Genomic DNA, 24,864 nt, shown 5'->3' with positions numbered 1-24,864 from the left:
TTAAGGAACAATCAGATTTGGACTTGGTGACTGGGGTCTAGCTGCCATATCTGCTAGGATATTTACGGTTATCTGTTTGACACGAATATCTTCCCGCGCTGGACCGACATCATCACTATCTAGCCCCCATGCCCACTGAATAGTGCCTGAAGCGAAAACTTTAGCTCCACTACTGGCAGTGTAACGAACTGACTGAGCTTTGCTGTAATCTTGATTGGAAGGTAGGGATATTTCTCCAGGTGGTTCATCGAAGGTTGGTGGTAAACTACCAGCTTCCGCAACTGATGACTGGGACAAGATAACGAGACCAGCAGGGGTAGACCCATTGTTAACAATAAAGTCCCATTCATAGCCTACTAACAGAGATAGCTGCTCCCCATCCTGAAGTCCTGTGTTTGCATAGTAAGGATCGCTGCTGTTAGTAACAGTAAAATTAAAACCTCCATATATATCTGAGGTGTCACCGCCGTACATGACTCCTAACAAGGCGTTTTCTGGTCGTTGGTTCTGGACGCTGCGAAATTTATTAGTCGCTGCCGATGAACCTTGCTGCTGGGCAACTGGATCTAATGACCAATCTTGCTTGTAACAAGCCATGACTCGATTAGGCTGGACTTGTCCAGCAGCAAGAGTGGAATTTTCAAACCTTACTCGCCAATAGCAAGTATTCGCAGAGAAAAATCCCAGATTAACGCTGGCACTACGGGCGGTCTCAACGGCATCGCGCATTTCCTTAGACCAGTACTCATCATGACCTACAGACAGAAATACTTTATGATTCTGCAAACTCTGTCCGTTGGAGTGAACCTGCATATTGTCGGTGTAGGTAACATCGTAAGCTTGAGATTCTAGCCACCGCAGCATATTGTATTCCCATCGCAGGGGTGTGTCAGCTTCGTTAGACTGCTGATAACTTGCTTGGTAGTAGGGTCGGTCGTAGGAAACTTTCAAAGCCCTTTGACCACCAATGCTGTTAAAGCCGTATAAGCTGTGACCCCCTGTTGGGCTATATGCCAGAACCGTGGAAACAGCACTCTGGAAAAGAATATCTGCACTGCTGCTATCATCGCGGACGACAAACCACACATGAGCTTCTTTACCAGTTCCTTGGTCGGTCAGTTTAGCTACATACATACCACTAGTCCAGTTGTTTGTCTGTAGGGTGTAGGACGTTGACCAATTGCATTCGATCAGGCGGGTATTAGGGTCTAAGGTACAGGCAGGCTGAGTTATGCCATTCAGTAAACCACTGCTCACTATCAGTCTTCCGCCTGTACCGCCATAGTAACCCAACCTGTACACATCGATAGTAAACTGTCCTGGCTGTGTTAAAGAAACCTTGATAGCTAGAGACCCCCCTGTGTTGATACTGGTGGCCGAGGCATAGCCAGCAATTTCACCACTGGCACGGTTGAGCAATTTCCAGTTAGTTGTACCAGGATTTGTATTTTCTAAATAAATTTGGTTGGGGTTAGGAGGGGTTGCCGAGGCCAAGAACGTGTCGCTACCAATGCCTGCTGCTGTCGCAGTCACTACAACCCCTGCTGGTCCTGTTGGTACTGTCCCCAAGGTTAAGAAAGTACTGGCATAACCGCTACCATCGGTGACTACACTGGTAGATGAGAGTGACCCTCCACCACTGGTAATAGCAAATTCCACAGTCACTCCTGGCTGGGGGTTATTTTGAGCATTAAGAACTCTTACGACCAGGGGGTTGGCTAGAGTTACCCCCGTCGCACCAAACTGATTGTCTCCACTGACTTTAATAAAGGTACTGCCAGGGATAACAACAATATCTCGATAATAGTTACTATTTCGGTAAGAGTTGGTCGGGAAAGAATTAGGAGTAAAGCTATAGACTCCATTGTTACCATCTGCAACTGAGCTAAGATCGCCATTAACTATTGAACTACCCAATCCATTATCAGTAACTGCATAATAGGCGTTTGCATTGACAGAAACGACATAAGTCGTATTTGGTAGAAAGTTAATTGGCGTGTTTAGCAATTGTTCCTGCCAGCCGGAAGCAGTCTCGTTAGCGAAAGTGACGCTAACTAGAAGCGTTCCTGTGACTGACCAGATTTTGCCACTATGAGTTCCTGTTTCACTAGGGGCTTTCCAGAAGCGAATGGCGGTAATTTGTCCCCCTTTAATACTACGGAATTTCATTCCTAATTCATAGCCAGTACCATCAGTGGCGTTGGGAATGCTAGGAACTTGACTTGTCAAAACTGTTTGTAAGTTTCCTGAGGGATTAGCAGTTGCGGAGAAAGTAACGCTGCCTATTCCATCTGCTGTGGCAGATACATTATTAGTTACAGGAAGTGTTGCTCCAGAAATAGCCCCCAGCGTTAGGGTAGTATTAGCCTGACCATTGCCATCAGTTACTGCACTAGTGGGTGAAACTGAGCCTCCACCAGTGGTAACGGCAAAGTTCACTGTCACACCAGATTGGGAATTACCAGCACTGTCTTTGACCTGAACCACTAATGGGTTAGTTAAGGTAGCTCCTGCTGCACCATTTTGATTGTCACCACTGATTTTAGTAATCGTTGGCTGGGCAACCGCAACAAAGTTGATGTCACGATAATAGTTGCTATTCTGGTAGGAGTTAGTGGGAAAATTTCCCGGAGTTCCATTAAACACTCCATTGTTACCGTCGGCAACAGAGCTAAGATCGCCATTAACTATGGGACTAGCTAGTTCATTATATGAGATAACATAATAGGCGTTGATGTTGACAGAGACTACATAGGTTGTATTAGACTGAATGCTGACTGGCGTTGCTAAAAGTTGTTGCTGCCAGCCGGAAGTTGTCTCGTTATTGAAAGTGACACTTCCCAAGAGAGTCCCTGTTGCCGACCAGATTTTACCAATATGTGTTCCAGCTTCATTGGAGGCTTTCCAGAAGCGAATGGCGGTAATTTGTCCCCCTTGAACACTACGAAATTTCATCCCTAATTCGTAGGAGCTATTATCAGTGGCATTTTGAATGCTTGGAACTTGGGTTGTTAAAACTGTTTGTAAGTTTCCAGATGGACTAGCAATGGCTGAGAACGTGACGCTGCCGATTCCATTTGCTGTAGCAGTGACTGTGTTTATTGCTCCAGGAACAGATCCAAGCGTTAAGGTAGTATTAGCCTGACCATTGCTGTCAGTTACTGCACTAGTGGGTGAAACTGAGCCTCCACCACTGCTAACGGCAAAGTTCACTGTTACTCCAGATTGGGGATTACCAGCACTATCTTTGACCTGGACAACTAATGGGTTAGTTAATGTAGTTTCGGCTGCACCATTTTGATTGTCACCACTGATTTTAGTAATCGTTGGCTGGAAAACCGCTACAAAGTTGATGTCACGATAATAGTTGCTATTCTGGTAGGAGTTAGTTGGGAAATTTCCCGGAATTAAGTCATATACTCCATTGTTACCGTCAGCAACTGAGCTAAGATAGCCATTGACTATTGCATTACTTAATTCATTATCAGTAACTGCATAATAGGCGTTTGCATTAACAGAAACAACATAAGTCGTATTAGCTTGAATGTTAATCGGGGTGTCTAACAGTTGTTCCTGCCAACCCGAAGCAGTTTCATTAATAAAAGTAACGCTGGACTCGATAGTTCCAGTTGCTGACCAGATTTTGCCAATATGAGTTCCCGTTTCACTAGAGGATTTCCAAAAGCGTATGGAGGTAATTTGTCCCCCTTGAGTACTTCGGAATTTCATGCCTAATTCGTAGGGAATGGCATCACTAATATTTGGATTGTTAGGGACTTGAGAAGTAAATAGGGTAGGCATAGTCTCTTGGTATAAATTGTGCTAGGTGCAAATTAACAAAAAAGTAAGTTTTTAATTTAGATAAACAGAGTTCGCTTACCTTGGAATGAAATATTTCAAGAATACCGGATGAGCTTATATCAATTTTTTTTACTGAAGCCCTATTCTATAGATGCTCAATATTTGATTGCAAGTTAAATAGTTCTAGTTAATGAAAAAAAGTTAGATGTTTTGTATAAGCTTTAAATTACTATTAGCAGTATACCTAGTTCCCAGGGCAATACAAATGTACTATCATAGCCAATATCTAAAAAAAATTGCTGTACAGAAAAAAACTAGAACAGCAAAGCTAGAGCAAAAGCTTAAACCTAGTAAATTCGTTATTATTGAAAATTTTGGTTTACCTATTTACGCCTGACTTGTGTAACGAAACCATAAGTCGCACATGGCGTTACTTTTTAATTCAAGGGTTTTCAAACAAGTTTCTATATTTAAATTTAAGAACCGAAATTTTTTACTTTAAACCTGGCAAGCTATTTTTAAAGTTTTCACCACATAATCCTGCTCTTGTTGAGTCATGTGATGGAAAAGGGGTAGTACAATAGTTCGATCTTGTGCCTGCTCACTCTCAAAAAGGCGATCGCAAGTTCCTTTCTCACAATGGCACTTTTCTTGTTTCTTGCCACATAACCAAGTTTCATGTTGATATGCAACTTCTCGGTGGGCGCACATAATTCCCCTGCGTGTGGAGATGCCCGCATCCAACATTGTCTGCATTACTTGTCGTTGATCGCATTTTTGCGGTAGCCTAACGCAATAACTTTGCCAGTTACTTTTTGCCCAAACTGGCTCTGATGGTAATTTCAATCCAGGCCAATCTTTAAGCATTTCTTGATATCGCTGTGCCAAATAACGCCGACGTTCCACAATCGCTGGAAGCCTTTTGAGTTGTTCTCGCCCGACTGCTGCTTGAATGTCAGTCATGCGGTAGTTGTAACCCAGCATAGGATATGATTCAAATATCACCTGTTTCGCACCGTGGCGTACTGTATCGGGAACACTCATCCCGTGCTGCCGCCAGAGGCGAAATTGCTTGTCCCATTCAGGATTATTTGTGGTGAGCATCCCACCATCACCAGTGCTGATGATTTTGCGGGGGTGAAAAGAAAAGCAGGCAATATCGCCATGCGGCTTACCAATTTTCTCCCACTGCCCATTCCAGAGAATTTCACTACCAGCAGCACAAGCTGCATCTTCAATTACTGGTAAATTATGGCGATGGGCAATATCCAGGATGGCTTTCATGTCGCAAGGCATCCCGATCTGATGGACAATCAAAATTGCACGGGTGCGTTCGGCTATGCCGCGCTGTAAGCGATCGCTAATTGCATTCTCAATTAATATCGGGTTGATGTTGTATGTTTGTGGTTCAATATCTACAAACACTGGTATTCCACCGCAGTAGCGAATACTGTTGGCAGTCGCAATATAAGAATGACTGACGGTAATCACTTCGTCCCCAGTTTGTACACCTACAGCTAGTAGTGCTAAATGTAGTGCTGTGGTGCAATTGGAGACTGCACAGGCGTACTTTCCTCCTATGTAAGTGGCAAATTCTTGCTCAAAGGCGGCAACTTCTGGCCCTTGTGTTACCCAACCAGACATGATTGCACGTTTAGCTGCTTCAGCCTCAACTTCGTCCATCCAGGGTTTGGCGATGGGAATAAAAGATTTGACTTCAGACACGCTGTTTACTCCTCTCTATATCCCAATTACGTACAATTTCATTTTCTAGTAAGACTTCTGGAGATTTTCCCAGACTCAAATACCAATCTTTCAGTTTAATTAAACCTTCGTGCAGTGATACTTCGGGCTTGAATCCTAAGAGTTTGTATGCTTTTGTAGTTTCTGCATATAGACGCAATACATCACCAGGACGAGATTCATCATGTATTACACTTGTGTTTGTTTCCTCTACTATTGATGCTATTTCCTTGGCTAAATCATTAATAGCAATTTCAAAACCACTGCCCAAATTGATTGTTTGTCCGATGGCAGATTCTGTAAATCCTGCCAACATAATCGCCCTAGCTGTATCGCCAACGTAAGTGAAGTCTCTAGTTTGGCTACCATCACCAAAAATTACCATTGGCTTACCAGCCATACTACGCAGTAAAAACTTGGGTATGACTTCTCCACTATCTCCTTCATGGTGACAACGCGGGCCATAGGCATTGAAAGGACGTACTACAACAGTTGGGTAGTTATATGTTTCGTAGAATGCTCTGGTATAACATTCTCCGGCTAACTTAGAACCACCATAGACAGTCATGGGAAGAGTTGGGTGTTCTTCTGTCATTGGTACCCAACGGGCAGTACCATAAACTTCAGAACTGGAGACATATACAAATCGGCTCACTCCTGCGGCTTTGGCTGTGGTTAATAGCTGGAGAGTTGCTGTAGCATTAACTTCATGATTTTCGTGTGGCGAGTGGATAGAATGGCGGACACCCAAGCAGGCTAGATGAAATACGATATCTACGCCTGACATTAATTCTGTCATGCGATCGCGATCTCGAATGTCTGCCACAACTAATTCAAAGCGATCACTAGGCAAATTTTCTAGGTTTTGGCGTTGTCCATTCGCCAAATTATCAACAACCACAACCTGGTTTGTTGTTTTAGCTATGATTTGATTTACTAGTTCAGAGCCGATGAAACCGGCACCACCTGTGATTAAAATTCGTTTATTTTGCATATTTATTTTGTATTTTCCGATGGTTCATATCCTTCCCGCCAGCGTAAAAATTTAGCGGGGACACCTGCTACGATCGCAAATGGTGGTACATCTTTGGTGACAACGGCCCCAGCACCAACGATGCTGTTTTTGCCGATCGTGACACCTGGTAAAATTACCGCATTCATGCCAATATCAGCTCCTGTTTCCACTTTTACCGATTTAATTTCTAAATCAGTCTGAATGATAGGAACATCTATTGGCAATCCAGTGTGTGATGAACCTAGTACTTTTGCACCTGGTCCCCATCCCACGTAATCTTCGATAATCAAATCACGGGCATCAAAATAACTCTGTGGGCCAATCCAAACGTGATTACCAATGATGCAAGTACCATCGAATCTTCCCTGAAGATAGCTTTGAGAACCAATAAATACTTGATTCCCAATTTCAAAGGTTTCCAGATGTTTAAAGCCTACGCTATTACCGATACGAACGTTATGTCCGAATTTGCGTGCTACGGCGCGCCAAATGGCTCGGCGCATTATCCCATCAAAGTCACTATCACTTGCAACAAAGCGGGCGTATAGTTCGATTAATGGTTTTTGTTCGTACTGATTACGTAGATACTCTGCTAGTTGAATTTCAAAGTCAGGATCTAGCTTTTGAGGTTGTAAGCCGTGGACAGCTGTGACTATCTTAGTCTTACCTGGATCGGACATTGAATTCCTCGGTTATGTTAAGCTAATTACTGCTTTGGCAACTTGAGTTTGTGACTCTGTACTGAGTTCTGCATACATCGGCAGAGATAACACTTCCCTAGATGCTGCTTCTGAGTGCGGAAAATCTCCAACTTGATAACCTAATTCAGAATATGCTGGCTGGAGATGGACTGGAATTGGGTAGTGAATACCTGTTTGAATTTCCATCTCTTGCAGGCTTTGTTGCAGGGCATCTCGCTGAGGCGATCGCACTGCGTAAACATGGTAAACATGGCGGCTGTCAGGCATTACAGTTGGTGTACTCACACCAGAGTCTGCCAAGAGTTGGTCGTAGTATGCAGCGTGGCTTCTTCTTGCTTCTGTCCAAGCTTCAATATAGCGTAACTTCACCCGCAAAATTGCGCCCTGGATGCCATCCATTCGATAGTTGTAACCTTTGAGGACATGGTGATACCTGCGTTCTTGACCCCAGTCGCGCAGCATTCCCATAGTACGAGCATATTCGGGATTTTTGGTGACTGCCATACCTCCCTCGCCATAAGCCCCTAAATTTTTCCCAGGGTAAAAACTAAAACAACCAATGTCACCAATACTACCAACCCGTTGCCCTTTGTATTCAGCCCCATGAGCTTGGGCTGCATCTTCTATCACCACCAAACCATGACGGCGAGCAATGTCCAAAATTGGCTTCATGTCTGCTGGTTGACCGTACAAATGCACAGGGAGAATCGCTTTAGTGCGTTCGGTTATTGCTTGTTCAATTTGGCTGACATCTATGGTGTAGGAAACAGGATCGATATCTACAAAAACTGGTGTAGCTCCGGTGTAACAAATTGCTGCTGTGGTCGCCACAAAGGTGAAAGGTACGGTAATTACTTCGTCACCAGCACCGATGCCAGCTGCTAGTAATGCTAAATGCAACGCACTAGTACCTGTATTGACAGCAATACCATAATCTGCATTGCAATAATCAGCAAATTCTTGTTCTAACGCTTTGACTTCATTGCCCAAAACAAATTGAGTACTTTCAAGGACTTTCAAAACAGCAGTATCAATTTCTTCTTTAATATTTAAATACTGGGTTTTTAAATCTACAAATGGAATCATACTGCTACCCCTGCTGTATTCAGTTCAATTAATTTACCTTGCTGCTTGAGAGACTGGGTTGCAGCTTCAAGAATTTTGACTATTTGCAGTCCGGCTTCTCCATCGGTAAGTGGGCGATCGCCCTGTTGAATACACTGAATAAAGTGCAACCCTTCTGTTCGCAGTGCTTCTGTCATATCTAACTGGGGAGACCACATATCCCCTGTGCGGTAGCCAATTAGCATTTGATAGACACTTTCGTTATTGCCATTTACAGTAATCCCTTTGTCGTATATCTTGACTTTTTCGCTGGGTTCTAAGTCATCGTAAACAATCATGCGTTGACTGCCACCAATTAGTGTACGCCGCACTTTCACTGGTGCTAGCCAGTTGATATTAATATGAGCAATCAAGCTGTTCTCAAAGAATAAGGTCAAGTAAGCAATATTTTCTGGTTCTCCTGGTACATGGCTGATTCCTGTAGCTGAAACAGCATAAGGACGGGATGGCAAGACATAGTTCATGATTGAAAGGTCATGTACTGCCAAATCCCAGATGACATTGACATCATGCTGAAACAACCCCAGGTTTACACGTACAGAATCATAGTAGTATATATCACCTAATTTGTTGGTAGCAATTAAGTCGTGCATTTTACGTACAGCACCAGTGTAGACAAAGGTGTGGTCTACCATCAGCACTAGGTTGCGTTTTTCTGCCTCCTCAATCAAGCGCATCGCCTGCTCAGAGGTATTAGTCATGGGTTTTTCAACCAGTACGTGCTTGCCTGCTTTCAGTGCTGCTAAAGCTAAATCGAAATGTGTCGAGACAGGTGTGGCGATCGCTATCGCATCAATTGTTGGATCTTTCAATAAGTCTCGACTATCTGTAGTTACCTTCATAGATGGATAGCGAGCTTGTACCTTAGCCAATAATTCTGGTTTAAAATCACTCACACTCGTCACCTTTGCTCCCGGAATTTCTGCAAAGTTGCGGACTAAGTTAGGACCCCAGTAACCGTAACCAATTACACCGATGTTAATGCTATTTGCCATTTTATTTAGTAATTTGAATGTTTATTTCTATGAAATTGCTGTAGCTATCATCAAAAGATGAAGCTAGTTTTTTGGCTGCATTGAGGGTTCAAAAAATATTTTTATAGTTTTGTATTAATCTATACGGTTTATTGAAAAATATTTTTTGTATTCTACTAAGTTAAAGTTAGTAATTTCCCATATCCTATTTAGCTCACACTAATAGCTGAAAGCTCTAGATTTTGGCAGCGACTGCGTACATCACCTATAATACGAGCCGGAACTCCCACCACAATTGCGTAATCAGGAACATCACGAGTGACTACTGCACCAGAACCAATAATAGCCTTTTCACCAATAGTGACTCCTGGCAGTATAGTGGCGTTACTCCCTATAGATGCAGCACGTTTCACACGGGTATTCACTGTATCCCAATCATCTGCTGTTTTTAAACTGCCATCTTCATTGGTAGCACGGGGATATATATCATTAGTAAACATGACTCCATGACCAATAAATACTTCATCTTCTAGAATTACTCCTTCACAAATAAAACTGTGTGAGGAAATTTTACAACGACTCCCGACTGTGACATCGTTTTGAATTTCTACAAATGTACCAATTTTTGTTTCATCACCAATAATGCAACCGTAAAGATTCACCAGATGGGTATGAAAAATCTTCACATTGTTGCCTAACTTGACATCATTATTTACTGGCATTTTTTTTACCTTGTGCTTGCTATACATGAGATAAAAATCTCATTATTAAACTTTTTCTACAATTCGCCAAACTGCATCTTCTAAATAAATACATTCGTCAGCTTGCCATTGATAATCTGGACGCTCGAAATTGTGCATAGTGACTTCAAATGGGCAGATTTCTCTGAGGTTCTCTAGCAGAGTTTCACTACGGCGTTCAGAAAACCATGTTGTTAAGGTGTATGAACCCATGTAAAGCCTAGATTTAGGTATTTCACAACGTAAAATAAACGTTCCAGACTCTCGTCGAAATTGAGCATCAGGCTCGCAAAACCAGAAAATACATATAGATTGTTGCAAAGCACTGACTATCTGAAAAGAGAACCAAAGACTTTCATGCGGTTGAGTTACTTGTAGTGCAAACTCAACCGTAATTGGTTGTCCCCAGCAGTGAACACCTTCTCCCTCAGAAGTATGCACTTTTGCCCAAGCAACACAATTGCCTGTTTTGTTCACAGGTGCTTGGTAATAAGCCTGTGGTTCAGCATCATCTTTCTGCCCAACCAGATATAACTGTACTGCTTTGGAGGTATGACCATCAAACTGGATGTTGCCTTTAGAAAGTAATAAACAACGTTTGGTCAGTTGAGCAACTGCCTGCATACTATGGCTGACAAATAAAACTGTTCGTCCTTCTTTAGTGGCAACGTCACCCATTTTCCCCAAACATTTCTTCTGAAATGCAGAGTCTCCTACAGCCAAAACTTCATCAACAATTAAAATCTCCGGTTCTAAATGGGCCGCGACAGAAAATGCCAAGCGCACGTACATTCCTGAAGAATAACGTTTGACTGGTGTGTCTAAAAACTTTTCTACTTCAGCAAAGGCAACTATTTCGTCAAATTTTTTCTGAATTTCGATTTTACTCATCCCCAAAACAGAACCGTTGAGATAGATATTCTCCCTTCCTGTAAGTTCTGGGTGAAATCCTGTCCCAACTTCTAAAAGGCTTGCTACTCTTCCTCTAATTGTAATTCGCCCTTTCGTCGGTTCGGTAATCCGGCTTAAAACTTTTAAAAGTGTTGATTTACCTGCACCATTGCGTCCAATTATGCCAATGGCTTCACCTTGTTTAATCTCAAATGAAACATCATTCAATGCCCAAAACTCTTCACGAGATGGATTGGGCATTTTCTTACCAGCAGGTTTGATGAATTTTTTGGTAAGAGACTTACTGGCATCAGTAATTACATCCCGAAGAGCTTTGTAGCGATAACTACTAGAATTCTCCTGCTGATGATTAATAATATATTTTTTGCTCAGATTCTCTACGTGAATTACACTATCCGACATCTGCTTTGCTCCCTGCTAAATTATGTCAGCAAACGTCCGTTCAGTTTTACGAAAATACCAGATGCCACTTAACAGTAAAAGTATTACAATTCCTAGAGATATTGCGAATCCCATCCAATAAATTTTTGATTCGCCACCTAGAATAGCCCAACGAAATCCATCAATTACTCCCACCATTGGGTTTAGTGAATACAGAAAACGCCATTGCTCTGGCACAATATTGCTACTGAAACCTACAGGTGATACGTACAACCCAAACTGGACAATGAATGGGACGATAAATCTAAAATCCCGATATTCCACATTTAAAGCAGCTAGCCATAGACCAACTCCTATAGAAGCAGCAAAAGCAATACTCATAAATAATGGAAGAGTTAGTATCCGCCAATTAGGGACGAAGTCGTACCATGCCATCAGCCCCAGCAAAATCATGCCAGAAATCATAAAATCCACAAAACTGACAAAAACAGCACTAATAGGTACAATCAAGCGAGGGAAATAGACCTTAGATATCAAATTGGCATTACCAATTAAGCTGTTACTGCACTCACTCAAGGAATTAGCAAAAAACTGCCAGGGTAACATGGCAGCAAATACTAGAATGGGATAAGGTACACCCTCTGACGGCAATTTTGCTAATTTACCAAATACTATTGTAAAGACGACCATTGTTAAAAATGGTCGGATTAATGCCCAGGCGATGCCAATAAATGTTTGTTTATAACGGACTAATATGTCACGCCAAGCCAAAAAGTATAAAAGCTCTCTATACCGCCACAGGTCTTGCCAATACTGACGCTCTGCGCGTCCAGCTTCCAGCACTAACTCTGGTTTAGATGCTGTGTTTTGACTATTCATTGTATTCATTAAAGACTATTTTTAATAGTTAACCTACAAATTGGAAATCTTTTATGGCATGATTTCCAACAAGCCTGGCATGTCTGCGAGTAAATTCACCAACTGAAGAATTCCCTTGGGGATCAATCACCCCTGTCACCTGTTGCCATAATTCATTAGGTGCTATAGAAATTTCATAAGTCTGTTCATCTGTTTTGCGAACGTGATACCACTGCTTTTGCTGGCAATGCTCACACCAAAAAGCTTCTACCCATTCTCCCTTGATAGGGACTGCTGTTTGGTTTGCAACTAACAGCAATGCACTGCGCCGACTCATGCCACGCTGTCGCAACTGTCCTACTTGGTCAGCAAAAAGTTGATACTTCTGACTCACACTATCAAGATAGCAACTATGAATGGGGCAATATATAGCTCTTCTTTTTGAACGTTTCCGATTTCGGTCACACCTTCTCTGCAATTCGACCTCCCACATCAATAAATCATCCATCAATAACAAAGTAAGGAAGGTTATTTTGGAGAGACTGAGATCAAAACGACCATCGAAGCCTACTCCCAAAAAATCAAAGTATTCAAATACGATGATGAGTTTGTGCTTAATTAAATTACTGCTTGTCAAGGTTAAAAATACTGCCAGAGCAATAACTTATAGTTAGTTGGGATTTATGAATTATCAAATAATTATTTAATCCCTAACTTGAGTTATAGATAAATTTTAATGGGGTATTTTCATACTAATAAAATCATACTATAATTTACCAGCTTTTACACGAAATTTTAGCGGAATGTAGGGATTACGACCCATTTTGATCACCTAATTAACTCAATGGATATTTGCTTTGCACTCTAGTCATTACTTTGTCATTATATAAGACTGCCTGCTGCAAAACATCAAGATACTGTTGAGAAATAACTTTAGGTGTAAAGTTTGATTGTAGATACTGACGTCCTGCTTTCCCCATCCGTTCTCCTAGTTTTTGATCACGACTAAGTAAGCGAATAAATTGTGCTAGTCCATGACCATCACCATTGTCAAATGTGCCTCCACAATTGGCTTCTGCAATTATGTGTCTGAGATATGAATAGGGAGAACAAATTACGGCAATCGGTCTTCCAGCCGCCAAAGCTGAGTAAAGTTTGCTAGGAACAACCAAACCTTCTGTAGATTCATCTACACTCACTAATGACACATCGCAAGCTGTCAGGGAATAAGGCAAGACTTGTTTATCTTGATATGGTAGAAATGTGAAGTTTTTTAGCCCTAACTGATTTACTTCTTGAATTAGTTCTTCGCGCTTTGCTCCACCACCAATACACACAAACTGAATTGGCTCGTCTTGCAGTTCTTTGGCAGCATCTAACATCGTATCGATGTCATGACATCTACCCATATTGCCAGAATACAGAACGGTAAATTTGTTGACTAGATTATATTTCCAGGCAAACCAGTTTTCTGACTTGGCAATGGGTACAATCAACTTAGGATTAGCCCAACTGTGAATTACAGAAATCTTATGAGCTATTTGCGGGCATCTAGCTAAAACTTGCTGTTTCATTCCAGGGCTAAGAACTATAACGCTCTTGGCATTTAACCAAACTCGTTGATTAATCGCACCCCACAATCCCACGAGCCAGTGATTTTTTGAAAGAACTCCTAGAGCGATCGCAATATCTGGGTAAAGGTCATAGAGAATGCAGATATACGGTACTCCAAACAAAAGATTGCCTAAATACCCTATAACTGGTAGAAATGGTGGAGCTGTAGTTACTAATAATACATTGTTACGCCGCCAAGCTCTGAAAAGATAAAGCATTGCTCGTAAGGTATATAAAACACCATTAATAGCTTTACCACGAATTCTCCCAGGCCAAAGTTGGGCGGTACGCGATCGCTGAATTCTGATTCTATCAACCCATTCAACTGTAGGTGCTGTATCAGAGCTAAACGCATATCCAGGCTGACTGGTAAAAACTTCAATATCTACTCCTTGCTGACTTAATTGTTGTACTAGTTCCTCAATTAACTGCCCGGTAGCAGCATAGTCTGGAGGAAAAAACTGGGTCACGACAGACAACTTAATTGATGGTTGCATCTTTACAGCAAGATCATCTTTTTCATCTAACTGAGTAGAAATGGATTGCAACAACTTTTGATTAATCCATTCATTAAGTCTCATCAGCTGTATCCTAATCTAGAAATTAACAGTTTATTTAGGTTTTACTGAACTACTTAAGCCGTTAATCTTTTAGTAAGAAGATTCATAATTAGCCATTAAGTAATACTAAGCTGATTGACTCAATTTAACTGCTTTATCAAGATATTATAGTGTTTCCCAGGCAACTGAAGTACAGCTAAACCTTTTATATCAAAACAAGTAGATTTGAAAATGTACCTCACTGGATTGAGAAACGCTATGTATTCTCGATTTACTAATTTCAACAGTTTACATGAGTGAATTTTTAGTAACTATGATGTTTAAAGGCTTTCCTCCGATAACTTGTAAAGCCTCTGTACATAAACGGCAAGCTATGATCGCAGTCACAGTTAAATAAAAAGAACTTTTAGTATTTTTATAACTGCTATCCAACACTTCTCTTATGTAGGGAACACAGATAACTAAAGAGAAGCTCATATTTTGATATCGACTCCATGCAACTTTCCTACACTGAATTTTTGGGGTAATTTTTGAGTTAAAGTTACGTGTAATCACGATAGCTAGAATACCATTTTTTTCAATATGACCTCTTACCTTCATCAAAAATTTATTCAGATAACCTATTTTTAAACTTAATCTTTATACAATCACAATTTGTTTTTTCATAATTTATACTTCTTAAAAAGATTAGTATATATTTTTATAGGTAAGCAGGAAAATGTATAATATCATTACGAACAGAGCGTTCGAGGGGCGAAAGCAAGGTTTTTAAGTATTTTATATTTTGTTACATAGTTGATTTTTTTGTGTATATCTACTTACATTGTCAATCCTGTAGGTAGGATTTTTGAAAAATATTCATGTTATGTAAAATTTGTTTATAACCCAGTAAATTCCCGTAAAAACCGTGCATTCGGTATAGTATCCCTTTAAAAAGCAGCTAGGAGGTGAGCAGACAAAGTATTTAACTCTAAGTACAGAATACCCCTTATCAAAATATATTTGATTTACATTGATCTCAATGTAACCCAAAATTGAACATAAATTATCATATCTATGCTTATAGAAAAACTATGAAATAAATTTAGTATAGTAATCATATTTGATTTCGGGAGCAACGCGATTTTCTGAAGTTTGGGAAAAACAAGCGACAATGTTCGGCAGAGCATCCTTGCGATGTCTGCGGCGTGCGTGCGATTCGTTCAGTCGAAATAAGTAGCAATACTTAGGGATGACTGGCTTTTATTGGGTAACCCATCCTGGGTTGAGTTCGCACTTTAATCCTCAATAAAATGACAACTCATTATCCATGTAGATGAGGAAATCTGTGTAAATATCCCCTGTTTTGAGTTCATATCTCAAACCCTTTACTCGAAAGGAATCCTACACTTTTTTGTCTCCATGAAAGAGGTAAATAACCATAAAGATACATTTATCTCAGTATTACTGAGGTTTGACTTATTTAACAAGTATTTTTTTACTGGGGGTACGGGAATTCCTGTTTAGCGATCGCTCGTTTTTTATTCGACTTCAGAAAATCGCGTTGCTCCCTTAATTTCTGAAAAACCAAATTAGCGATAAGCTTGCTATACAAAGGTTTCTTCCTCAGTATACTTAACAAGATTCAAGTAAGTAGGTGGATCGAATTAAACGTAGCATGGGTTAGCGTAGCGTAACCCATGCTGTTCAAGGGTTTAATACTTTATCAAGGGACGTAAACATCCTACAAATAATTACGCCTTCCTACTTACCATTCCTATATTATTACTTAATATATCTAGGAATTATGGCATATATGAGCTATTTTTCAACATCTTAATCAATTGATATTTATTTGATAATGATAACGAACCTGATTCTTCAAAGCCATTTATACTTGTTATAAAAACTATAAACATTATCCAATATTCAATAGCTAATGGAAAATTATCCTTATCCACCATCTAGTTCTAACGGTAGCAATCCATATTCTCCGTCACTTTCACAGGCATCTCCTATTTCATTCACTGAAGAAGAAGAGGATAATTGGAATTTCCAAGAAATTTTAAGTATTGTCAGACGACGCGCGCTGCTGATTGCAGGGGTAACAATTACCGTTATGGCAACTGTAATTGTTAACTTAAAGCTAAACCCCAAACCACCGCAATATGAAGGTAGTTTTCATCTTTTAGTAGAACCTGTCAATGATGATGCTAAAACAGTAGATATTCTCAAGGAGTCTAACCCAAACCAAGCAGGTCTAGATTATGACAGTCAGATTCAAGTTCTTAAAAGTCCAGAAATACTTAGAAGCACTATTCAGCAGTTGCAAATTATTTACCCAAGTATTAATTATGGCTCTTTGATGAACTCGTTGAGTATTAATCGCTTGGGTGAAACTAAGATCATAGAAATTCGTTATCGTAGTGCAGATCCAAATGAGATTAAAGTTGTACTTGACTTAATCTCTAAGGATTATTTGGATTACAGTCAGGAAAGGAGACAAACCAAGTTAAAGCAAGGTGCTAAGTTTGTTGAGAAACAATTAAGATCTATAAAAAATCGGGTTAATCAAATTCAAAATGAACTACAGCTTTTCCGGCAAAAGTATGACTTCAACAACCCAGAAAGTGAAGCGGAAGAAGTAAGTCAACAAATCAAAAATTTATCTAATCAAAGACAAAATATTGATATGCAATTAGCATTAAATCGTGCTAGTTTTGCTAACATCCAGACTAATGAGGGAAAATCAGCTGCTCTCAATGATGCTGTCTTGTATCAACAGTTGCTGACTCAGGTACGACAATTAGACATTCAGATTGCTTCAGAATCCACTCGGTTACAGAATGAAAACCCAAGCATTAAATCACTAAAAGAGAAACAAGCTAGTCTATTGTTAGTGCTACAACAAGAAGCAGACCGAATTTTAAGTGTAAAAATAGCAGTTTTAAGAACACAAATTAAAACTTTAGAATTACAAAATAAAGAAATATTTAAAGCAGAAGACAAGTGGGAACTAAGACGAAGAAAATTGCCAATTCTTTCAAAGCAATATACTGAAATACAACGTGAATTACAGATTGCTATTGATAGTCTCAATCGGCTTTTATCTACCCGTGAAAACATAGAAATACAAATATCTCAATCAGAACTCGTTTGGCAATTACTTCAAGCACCAACAAAGCCAGAAAACCCTGTCTCTACTTCCAACACGACACGTAATTTAGTTGGAGGATTATTGGCAAGCGTCTTTGTAGGACTGGGTGTTGCTTTATTGATGGAAAAGCTAGATAAAACATATCATACTGTTGATAGGTTGAAGGATAAAGTCAAGATACCCTTATTAGGAAATATTCCTTTTGAAAAACAAGTTCAGATAAATTCAGCCCGGACTTTAACACCAAACATTTCTGTAAAAGGACCATTAACTAATCTTGCTGATGATATTTCTGGTTTGGCAATCGTAGCAGATCAGAACTACAGTAACTATTCCAAGAAATTTTTAGAGGCTTTAAGAGTACTTTGTACAAATATTCAATTACTCAGTTCTGAGCGTCAGATTCGCTCTATTACTATTAGTTCAGCTATGCCTGGTGATGGTAAATCTACCATTGCTTTTCATCTCGCTCAAATAGCAACAGCAATGGGACAGCGCGTATTATTGGTAGATGCTGATCTGCGTCAACCTGTTATTCATACTCTATCAGGCTTAAATAATGCTTGGGGATTAAGTAATCTAATTTCTACTAATTTTCCTGTGGAAGAAGTAATTCGCCAACAACCTTCTATGAGTCAATTATCAGTGATCACTGGGGGTCCTTTGCCACCTGATCCAGCCAGACTACTATCGTCTGAAAGAATGAAGCAACTCATGGCAAATTTTCATAACACTTTCGACTTAGTGATTTACGATGTACCTCCCTTGATGGGACTAGCTGATGTTAATCTCATAGCACCCCATACAGATGGAATTTTGATGGTGGTAAAAATAGATAAAACAGATTCTACAGTTCTACAAAAAGCTTTAGATAGTCTAAAAATTTCCCGTTTGAATGTTTTAGGTATAGTTGGTAACGGGCAGAACCATGACTTTACCGTTTATTAGTAAGTAACAATTGAAATTCAAGTTGTGAGGAATTTTACTTTAATCTTCATTTCTTATAGAAATGAGGTTTTTTAATTCCATACTTAAAAAGTTTACGTACTAGATTGCGTAAACTCGCATCTCCTCGCAAAACCATATCTCGCAGTTGTTGTTCTGGGCGGCCTCGGAAGGAAGTTACGTGATAATATTTTTCTGTTGCAGCAGGTTTTGGTGAAAAGTAGTAGTTTGATACACAACACCGCCGACCATGATGATTAATAGGGCTAACTGAGTGCAAGGAAGTTCTATTTGTAACCATAATCACTAGGCGATTAAATTTGCTGTGGATAGTTCTACAAGGCTGTTTTAAACCTTCATCCCAAAGTTCTAGATTCCCACCATAGTCTTCTTGCCAATCGGGTGTAACATAATACAGCAGATTTAAAACACGATAATTATTAATATCTTTATCATGGGAATTATCCAAATGAGGATTTAAAAAGCACCCATATTCCATCAGACTAAAGCCGGCAGCATAGAGGTATTCATCTGGAATTAATTTTTCAAAGCCAGTGATCTCTGCAATTAAATTTACAACTCTGTTATCTTGAAAAGCATAAATAATTTCTTCTAAAATTGGGTTGTATTTATTTAATTGTATGCCTACGTATTTATGCTCTCGAATATCTTTTAACTGCAATAAATGTTCTTTTTCCGGAAAAGCATTATAGATTTCTATGACATCATTTTCATTTAATAAGTTATCTATATAACAACTGTTTATCCGCTCTTTTATCGCAAAATCATCCATTAAAGCGGATTTAGACTGTTCAAGTCTAGTTAAAATTTGCTCAACATAATGATTCCGTAGACTATTTTTGTGTAACATTTGTAATCTATCCTAGTTGTGTAAATAAATTTACATCATTTTACTATCTTGATAAAGATATAAGCCACAGAGTGCTTAACGTATTCAGCGAAATTTGCAATCTTTAATTATAGGTATTTTGCTTGATGAAATTATGAACTATCTTTGTGTTTTTTTGCCTAATCCATAGTTGTTCATTTATGTCAACTAGAATTATACATAAACTTCTTGTTATTTTTAAATAAAGTATGGCTAATGACAAAAACAATTTGGTATATTCTTCTTATCACCAGATAAATCAGTAAATATACGCCTAAATTCTTAGTCTATGTTAAAACAAGCGATCAAGAACTGCTCTCAGCATTTTTCTCGTCCAGAGGAGATTGAGAGATGGGATGAAGATATTATTGTTTGCAAGATTTTAAATCCCACTCCAGCAATTCAAGCCAATAGCTACTACTTTGGACATCCACAATGGGGGCTAAATTATTTTGACGCGTGTCATAGAGATGAAAAATTTGTGGAACTGTGGCGAGAAATTATTGGTAGTTGGCATGGCAAAGTAGTTGTGGATATTGGTTGCGGCCCGGGTAATGTCTATGCTTCTCTAAAGGATGTTTGTGGTGAACCTGAGTTATTAATTGGTGTAGATGTTTCTCTCGGTGCTTTAAAAATAGCCCATCAACTTGGATACGCAGCCATTCTAGCCGATGCTCAAAATCTACCTTTGGTTTCTGGGTTTGCTGATATTGTGATACTAAATGCGTCTTTGCACCATTGCGATGATATGTCCAAGGTTTTGCAGGAAGCTGCTAAGTTGGTGCGTCCTGGTGGACTGTTAATCACAGATCACGATCCCCAAAAAAGTGCTTATGAGTTCAAAGGTTTAGGTTCGCTATTATGGCAATTGCGGTTGCCAATTTATAGATATATGAAACGAGGTGGACATTCCTCAGCAGAGGAGCAATCCTGGGGTTTGGCAACAGAGGTACATCACAGGGCCTGTGATGGTGTCACATCAGAGATGTTCTATGAGTTGCTAGAACCGATGGGGTTTGCAGTTAAGGTTTATCCTCATAACCACACGGTAGGGGCAGAAGCGTTAAAGGGCAACTACGGTAAGCCATTTTGGAAGTATCGTCTAGCTCAGAAATTATCAGGTATAGACCCCAACTCCCCAGAGGCGGCATTGTCTTTGATGTGTGTTGCCACTCGTATGGATTGACAAGGGAATAGCAAAAAATTGTGCCAAAATACTAGGTGTTATTAGTGTGCGTTGGTAATGATTTCTTGGTATTTCTACGTTTTCTCTCACTAACGCACCCTACATAACATAGCGTTATTTTTTCTTTTCACGATCTTCACTGACGTTTTAACTTCTCCCTTTCAATCAGACGAATTGCCAGGATAGTTTCAGCTAAAACACGCTGAAATACGTAATACCAACCATGCCAACCATCAAAAATCCAGCCTTCGATAATCAAGCAATAGAGAAAGACCATCCAAGGAGCTAAAATTTTTCGTCTGCGGATACGGTCAACCCAATCAAGTTCGTTGATGGGAGTTTCTAGTATTTTCTTGGATTCAAGGACTGTATAGCGTTCTTGTGACCATAACCAACGACTAAACGGTTTGCGATCATCGTGGTAGAGATAAGCAGATAGTACAGCTGATTGACCAGTCAGTTGTAAGACTTGTGTATGTCCATCATCGATATAAATAGCTTTACTTTTTTGAAACAGGACTTGGCGGGGAGGAAGTATTCGGGTGTTGCGAACGGGTTTGCCAAATATACAGTATTTGAATCTGGCAAAGTAGCCATCAATTTGTCCATCGACAGATAAGCCGGACATTTCAGAGATTAACTCATCTGTAACTATATAATCTGCATCTAGAGAAAGTACCCAAGGGGACTGAACTTTTTCTAAACCATAGTTCCATTGTTGACCGTGGGTATCGAATTTACGTTGAAATACCTGGACTTGTGAATAAGAGTTAAGAATTTCTAGGGTTGTATCGGTACTATAGCTATCAATAACTATGATTTGTTTTGCCCAAGTGAGACACTCAAGTGTGCGTCCAATATTGGGTTCTTCATTATAAGTAAGAATTAGGGGAGTGATTTGCTCTAACATGGATACACTTATTCCATCAGAATTAGACCAATTCTCTGTAGTAGGTGTTTGCATAGGAATTTAGATATAGGAATCCGATGTGATGGTTGAAATACGGGTAGTGTAGGTTTTGCCAACCAAAAGCTAGATGCTGTGGGCTGCATTACTTAAAATTTTTCACATACGATTTGATTTAGGATTCCGATAATTGATGTAGTTAGAAGTGGAGTCTTTTGATTGGATAGCATACATAAGCTGGAATTTGGAGATTTTTGATCAATCAGATGATTCAGTGTAATCCATAAAAGATGACGAAGATTAAGTGTTTGGAAATATTTATAGTAAATTTTAGTAAAATTTTATACAAATTTTTTAATAAAACTGATGATGTTGGTGAATGTTTTTAACCTGGATTTGCTTTTAAAGATGTTAAATATGCGCTAACAGCAAGATTACTATTAGCGATTCATTATACTCAGTGCTGAGTTCTGAATATAGTAAAAAGTCCAGGCTTAAACCTCGCTTTGCTATTAGCATTTCCAACTCAGGACTTTTCATTAGTATTGAAGAAAGACTGGAGTTGTGGCGATCGCTATAGCTATAATTTAGTCTTGCTCTATTCAGCTTAATTTTTTTGTTTTAAAAATCTGTTGGTGCTAGCTAACACCACAATCAGTAGGAACAACTGGATTTGCCAAGGTGCTAAAATCAAACTCAAAATCAAACTGAGGATGGTAAACAGACTGATAATATAGCCGGTTTCATCATGACACTTTTGTGATATGTAACCAGTTGCTAAACCTGTAACAAGAGGAATCAGAAAAAACAAGGGCATTTTTATTCACCTCCACAAATGAAAATGTAAAGCTTTAATCAAAGCAGATAGAAATTTTTTTTCTAATTGTTGTTAATATTACATCTTAGTTGATGGCATCACAATAAATTTCTTAAAACAACTACATATTTTGTTAAGATTACCCAGTTACATAGTAATTTAGCTTAACACTCAGTGCTGTTACTGGCACAACCATTTAGCATATTAACTTTAGGACTCATATTTTTCCTGAGACACCCGATGCAAAACATTCCACATATACTGGCAACTGAACTAGAACTCAAACCTCATCAGGTAGAAAACGCGCTAGAACTTTTGGCAGAGGGTGCGACAATTCCCTTCATTGCACGTTACCGGAAAGAACGCACTGGAGAAATGAATGAAATCCAATTACGTGATTTAGCTGATAGGTATACTTACTTAACGGAATTAGAGGAAAGGAAGTCAGCCATTGTAAAAGCGATCGCAGAACAAGGTAAACTGACCGACGAATTAAAAAATAAAATCTCATCTTGCTTACAAAAAACAGAACTTGAGGATTTATACTTACCATATCGCCCAAAACGACGCACCCGCGCGACTATCGCTAGAGAGAAAGGTTTGCAACCTCTGTCAGAATTCATCAAATCTTTAAATGTCAAAAACCCTGTTTCCTCATCATTACAGGCAGAAGCAGCAAAATATATTTCGGAAACTACAGGGGTAAAAACCACAGATGAAGCGTTAAAGGGTGCAGCTGATATTCTAGCGGAAGAAGTAGCCGAAAAAGCGAATTCACGTGCCTATATTCGTGATTATTTCCTCGAAAATGGTGTGTTTATCTCCCGCATTAAAGATAGTCACCCTGAAGGTACAACTAAGTTTGAAATGTACCGGAATTATCAAATTAAAGTCAAAAATATTGCGCCTCATAACCTGCTGGCTTTATGTCGGGGTGAAGCGGAGGAAGTATTAAACTTTAATCTTACCTTTGATGAAGATTTTGTCCTTTCCCATCTAGAATCCCAAGAAATTAAAACGAAAGTCCGAGAAATTCGAGATTTTTATCAAGCGATGCTAAAAGATGCTTTTAATCGTCTGATGAAAACTTCTCTGATTACAGAAGTAATTGCTGAAAAGAAAAATTATGCAGATATAGAATCAATCAAAACCTTTGAAGCAAATTTACGAGAATTATTGCTATCTGCACCGGCGGGAATGAAACCAACTTTAGCTATAGATCCGGGATTTAGAACTGGTTGTAAAACCGCAATTCTCGAACAAACTGGCAAATTTTTAGAATATCAAGCGATATTTCCCCATCAAGCTGCTGAACAACGTGCTAAAGCTGCTCAAACTCTCAAAAAGTTGATTGAAAAATACAAAATTGAGTTAATTGCTATTGGTAATGGTACAGCTTCTCGTGAGACAGATGAGTTTGTTGCGCAAGTATTACAAGCACTAGACCAGAAACCCGTAAAGGTCATAGTCAATGAGTCTGGTGCATCTATATATTCTGCTAGTCAAGTGGCAATTGACGAGTTTCCCGATTTAGATATTACAGTCCGTGGTGCTATTAGTATTGGCCGGCGGTTACAAGACCCTTTAGCTGAATTGGTCAAGATTGATCCTAAATCAATTGGTGTAGGACAATATCAGCATGATGTTGATCAAAAGTTGTTGAAGAAGAAATTAGATGAGACTGTAGAAAGCTGCGTTAACTACGTTGGCGTGGACTTAAATATGGCATCGAAGGAACTATTAACTTTTGTTTCGGGGATTACACCCACAGTTGCTAATAATATTGTGGCCTATCGCAATCAGTATGGAGCGTTTAAAAATCGGAAACAGCTGATGAAAGTACCGAAACTGGGGCCTAAAGCCTTTGAACAAGCGGCTGGGTTTCTTCGCATTCGTGGCGGAGATAACCCTTTGGATAATACAGCAGTGCATCCAGAAAGTTACCAATTAGTGGAAGCGATCGCCTCTGACTTAAACGTACCATTAAATCAAGTAACGCAAATTGCCGAAAAACTGCAAAAGACCAACTTAAAAAAATACGTCACCGATACCGTTGGCGAACCCACACTGCGCGACATTCTCAAAGAACTAGAAAAACCAGGTAGAGACCCCCGTGCAGAATTTAAGTACGCCACCTTTAAAGAAGGTATTAAAGAAATCAGGGACTTGCAAGAAGGAATGGAACTAGAGGGAATTGTCACCAATGTCGCCAACTTTGGCGCATTCGTTGATATCGGTGTCCATCAAGACGGCTTGGTGCATATCTCCCAACTCGCCGACAGATTTATAGATGACCCCAAAAAAGTTGTCAAAGTGGGACAAGTGGTAAAAGTGCGGGTTTTAGAAGTTAATGAGAAATTAAAGCGTATTAGTCTGTCGATGAAAGCAGTGAAGTAGGGGACTAATCAAGTCAAAAGTCAAAAATCAAAATTAATTAACTTCTGGGGATTGGGTATAAAAACTTATTGACTTAAATCATCCCTTTGGAAGAAACATAATCTATCTAGCAAGAGATGCTTTATTTAAGGCATTATTTGAAGATAGTAGAGGAAATTTGAAA

General features: G+C 39.5%; 16 protein-coding genes and 3 pseudogenes. 3 read left to right on the top strand and 16 right to left on the bottom strand.

Annotated features, from left to right (window positions below):
* The 13 genes and pseudogenes from VB693_RS11760 to VB693_RS11710 form a co-directional block, all read right to left on the bottom strand.
* Complete coding sequence (locus VB693_RS11760; RefSeq protein WP_416233384.1) at positions 1-3,048, bottom strand: N,N-dimethylformamidase beta subunit family domain-containing protein; 3,048 nt, start codon at positions 3,046-3,048, stop codon at positions 1-3.
* Positions 3,049-3,084: 36 nt separating this feature from the next.
* Positions 3,085-3,801, bottom strand: a pseudogene (locus VB693_RS29035) (DUF4082 domain-containing protein); the annotation flags it as partial.
* Between the two features lie 498 nt (positions 3,802-4,299).
* Positions 4,300-5,484, bottom strand: a complete 1,185-nt coding sequence (locus VB693_RS11755; RefSeq protein WP_323266445.1) for a DegT/DnrJ/EryC1/StrS family aminotransferase — start codon at positions 5,482-5,484, stop codon at positions 4,300-4,302.
* 34 nt (positions 5,485-5,518) lie between these two features.
* A complete protein-coding gene (locus VB693_RS11750; RefSeq protein ID WP_323266420.1) occupies positions 5,519-6,538 on the bottom strand; it encodes a GDP-mannose 4,6-dehydratase in 1,020 nt (339 codons plus the stop codon).
* A 2-nt stretch (positions 6,539-6,540) separates the two neighbouring features.
* Complete coding sequence (locus tag VB693_RS11745; RefSeq protein WP_323266419.1) at positions 6,541-7,239, bottom strand: acyltransferase; 699 nt, start codon at positions 7,237-7,239, stop codon at positions 6,541-6,543.
* 12 nt (positions 7,240-7,251) lie between these two features.
* Positions 7,252-8,346, bottom strand: a complete 1,095-nt coding sequence (locus VB693_RS11740; protein ID WP_323266418.1) for a DegT/DnrJ/EryC1/StrS family aminotransferase — start codon at positions 8,344-8,346, stop codon at positions 7,252-7,254.
* The gene (locus VB693_RS11735) at positions 8,343-9,380 is read right to left on the bottom strand and encodes a Gfo/Idh/MocA family oxidoreductase (RefSeq protein WP_323266417.1); all 1,038 of its coding nucleotides are present in this window, start codon (positions 9,378-9,380) and stop codon (positions 8,343-8,345) included. Before VB693_RS11735 ends, VB693_RS11740 begins: the two co-directional genes overlap by 4 nt.
* A gap of 248 nt (positions 9,381-9,628) precedes the next feature.
* Positions 9,629-9,859 (bottom strand): annotated as a pseudogene (locus VB693_RS29030) (DapH/DapD/GlmU-related protein); the annotation flags it as partial.
* Between the two features lie 60 nt (positions 9,860-9,919).
* Positions 9,920-10,081, bottom strand: a pseudogene (locus VB693_RS29025) (N-acetyltransferase); the annotation flags it as partial.
* Positions 10,082-10,126: 45 nt separating this feature from the next.
* Positions 10,127-11,413 (bottom strand): polysaccharide ABC transporter ATP-binding protein, encoded by a 1,287-nt coding sequence (locus VB693_RS11725; protein ID WP_323266415.1) that lies wholly within the window; start codon positions 11,411-11,413, stop codon positions 10,127-10,129.
* A 15-nt stretch (positions 11,414-11,428) separates the two neighbouring features.
* A complete protein-coding gene (locus VB693_RS11720; protein ID WP_323266414.1) occupies positions 11,429-12,271 on the bottom strand; it encodes an ABC transporter permease in 843 nt (280 codons plus the stop codon).
* A gap of 28 nt (positions 12,272-12,299) precedes the next feature.
* Positions 12,300-12,728 carry a hypothetical protein gene (locus VB693_RS11715; protein WP_323266444.1) on the bottom strand — a complete coding sequence of 143 codons (429 nt, stop codon included), beginning with the start codon at positions 12,726-12,728 and terminating at the stop codon, positions 12,300-12,302.
* A gap of 358 nt (positions 12,729-13,086) precedes the next feature.
* Positions 13,087-14,445, bottom strand: a complete 1,359-nt coding sequence (locus tag VB693_RS11710) for a glycosyltransferase family 4 protein (protein WP_323266413.1) — start codon at positions 14,443-14,445, stop codon at positions 13,087-13,089.
* Positions 14,446-16,342: 1,897 nt separating this feature from the next.
* On the opposite strand from VB693_RS11710, the gene VB693_RS11705 reads away from it, so the two are divergent.
* Positions 16,343-18,508, top strand: a complete 2,166-nt coding sequence (locus VB693_RS11705) for a polysaccharide biosynthesis tyrosine autokinase (protein ID WP_323266412.1) — start codon at positions 16,343-16,345, stop codon at positions 18,506-18,508.
* Between the two features lie 46 nt (positions 18,509-18,554).
* Here the strand turns inward: VB693_RS11705 and VB693_RS11700 are convergent, their stop codons facing one another.
* Positions 18,555-19,376 carry a 2OG-Fe(II) oxygenase gene (locus VB693_RS11700; RefSeq protein WP_323266411.1) on the bottom strand — a complete coding sequence of 274 codons (822 nt, stop codon included), beginning with the start codon at positions 19,374-19,376 and terminating at the stop codon, positions 18,555-18,557.
* 307 nt (positions 19,377-19,683) lie between these two features.
* Here VB693_RS11700 and VB693_RS11695 point away from each other — a divergent pair, with 307 nt between their 5' ends.
* Positions 19,684-20,580, top strand: a complete 897-nt coding sequence (locus VB693_RS11695) for a class I SAM-dependent methyltransferase (RefSeq protein WP_323266410.1) — start codon at positions 19,684-19,686, stop codon at positions 20,578-20,580.
* 136 nt (positions 20,581-20,716) lie between these two features.
* On the opposite strand, the gene VB693_RS11690 is transcribed toward VB693_RS11695, so the two are convergent.
* Both VB693_RS11690 and VB693_RS11685 read right to left on the bottom strand, forming a co-directional pair.
* A complete protein-coding gene (locus VB693_RS11690; protein WP_323266409.1) occupies positions 20,717-21,544 on the bottom strand; it encodes a glycosyltransferase family 2 protein in 828 nt (275 codons plus the stop codon).
* Positions 21,545-22,094: 550 nt separating this feature from the next.
* Positions 22,095-22,304 (bottom strand): hypothetical protein, encoded by a 210-nt coding sequence (locus VB693_RS11685; protein ID WP_237993427.1) that lies wholly within the window; start codon positions 22,302-22,304, stop codon positions 22,095-22,097.
* 240 nt (positions 22,305-22,544) lie between these two features.
* Between VB693_RS11685 and VB693_RS11680 the strand changes: the two genes are divergently transcribed.
* Entirely contained in the window at positions 22,545-24,701 is a 2,157-nt protein-coding gene (locus VB693_RS11680; RefSeq protein ID WP_323266408.1) for a Tex family protein, read from the top strand.
* Positions 24,702-24,864 lie beyond the last annotated feature (163 nt).

It is taken from the genome of Anabaena sp. UHCC 0399 (assembly GCF_034931465.1).
GTDB classification, from domain to species: Bacteria; Cyanobacteriota; Cyanobacteriia; order Cyanobacteriales; family Nostocaceae; genus Trichormus; species Trichormus minutissimus.
This window is presented reverse-complemented; position numbering and strand designations above follow the sequence as displayed.

Bases quoted from the DNA above. Each gene is read 5' to 3' on its own strand.
- VB693_RS11755 (WP_323266445.1), bottom strand. From the start codon at position 5,484: ATGGACGAAGTTGAGGCTGAAGCAGCTAAACGTGCAATCATGTCTGGT.
- VB693_RS11750 (WP_323266420.1), bottom strand. From the start codon at position 6,538: ATGCAAAATAAACGAATTTTAATCACAGGTGGTGCCGGTTTCATCGGC.
- VB693_RS11745 (WP_323266419.1), bottom strand. From the start codon at position 7,239: ATGTCCGATCCAGGTAAGACTAAGATAGTCACAGCTGTCCACGGCTTA.
- VB693_RS11740 (WP_323266418.1), bottom strand. From the start codon at position 8,346: ATGATTCCATTTGTAGATTTAAAAACCCAGTATTTAAATATTAAAGAA.
- VB693_RS11735 (WP_323266417.1), bottom strand. From the start codon at position 9,380: ATGGCAAATAGCATTAACATCGGTGTAATTGGTTACGGTTACTGGGGT.
- VB693_RS11725 (WP_323266415.1), bottom strand. From the start codon at position 11,413: ATGTCGGATAGTGTAATTCACGTAGAGAATCTGAGCAAAAAATATATT.
- VB693_RS11720 (WP_323266414.1), bottom strand. From the start codon at position 12,271: ATGAATAGTCAAAACACAGCATCTAAACCAGAGTTAGTGCTGGAAGCT.
- VB693_RS11710 (WP_323266413.1), bottom strand. From the start codon at position 14,445: ATGAGACTTAATGAATGGATTAATCAAAAGTTGTTGCAATCCATTTCT.
- VB693_RS11705 (WP_323266412.1), top strand. From the start codon at position 16,343: ATGGAAAATTATCCTTATCCACCATCTAGTTCTAACGGTAGCAATCCA.
- VB693_RS11700 (WP_323266411.1), bottom strand. From the start codon at position 19,376: ATGTTACACAAAAATAGTCTACGGAATCATTATGTTGAGCAAATTTTA.
- VB693_RS11695 (WP_323266410.1), top strand. From the start codon at position 19,684: ATGTTAAAACAAGCGATCAAGAACTGCTCTCAGCATTTTTCTCGTCCA.
- VB693_RS11690 (WP_323266409.1), bottom strand. From the start codon at position 21,544: ATGCAAACACCTACTACAGAGAATTGGTCTAATTCTGATGGAATAAGT.
- VB693_RS11685 (WP_237993427.1), bottom strand. From the start codon at position 22,304: ATGCCCTTGTTTTTTCTGATTCCTCTTGTTACAGGTTTAGCAACTGGT.
- VB693_RS11680 (WP_323266408.1), top strand. From the start codon at position 22,545: ATGCAAAACATTCCACATATACTGGCAACTGAACTAGAACTCAAACCT.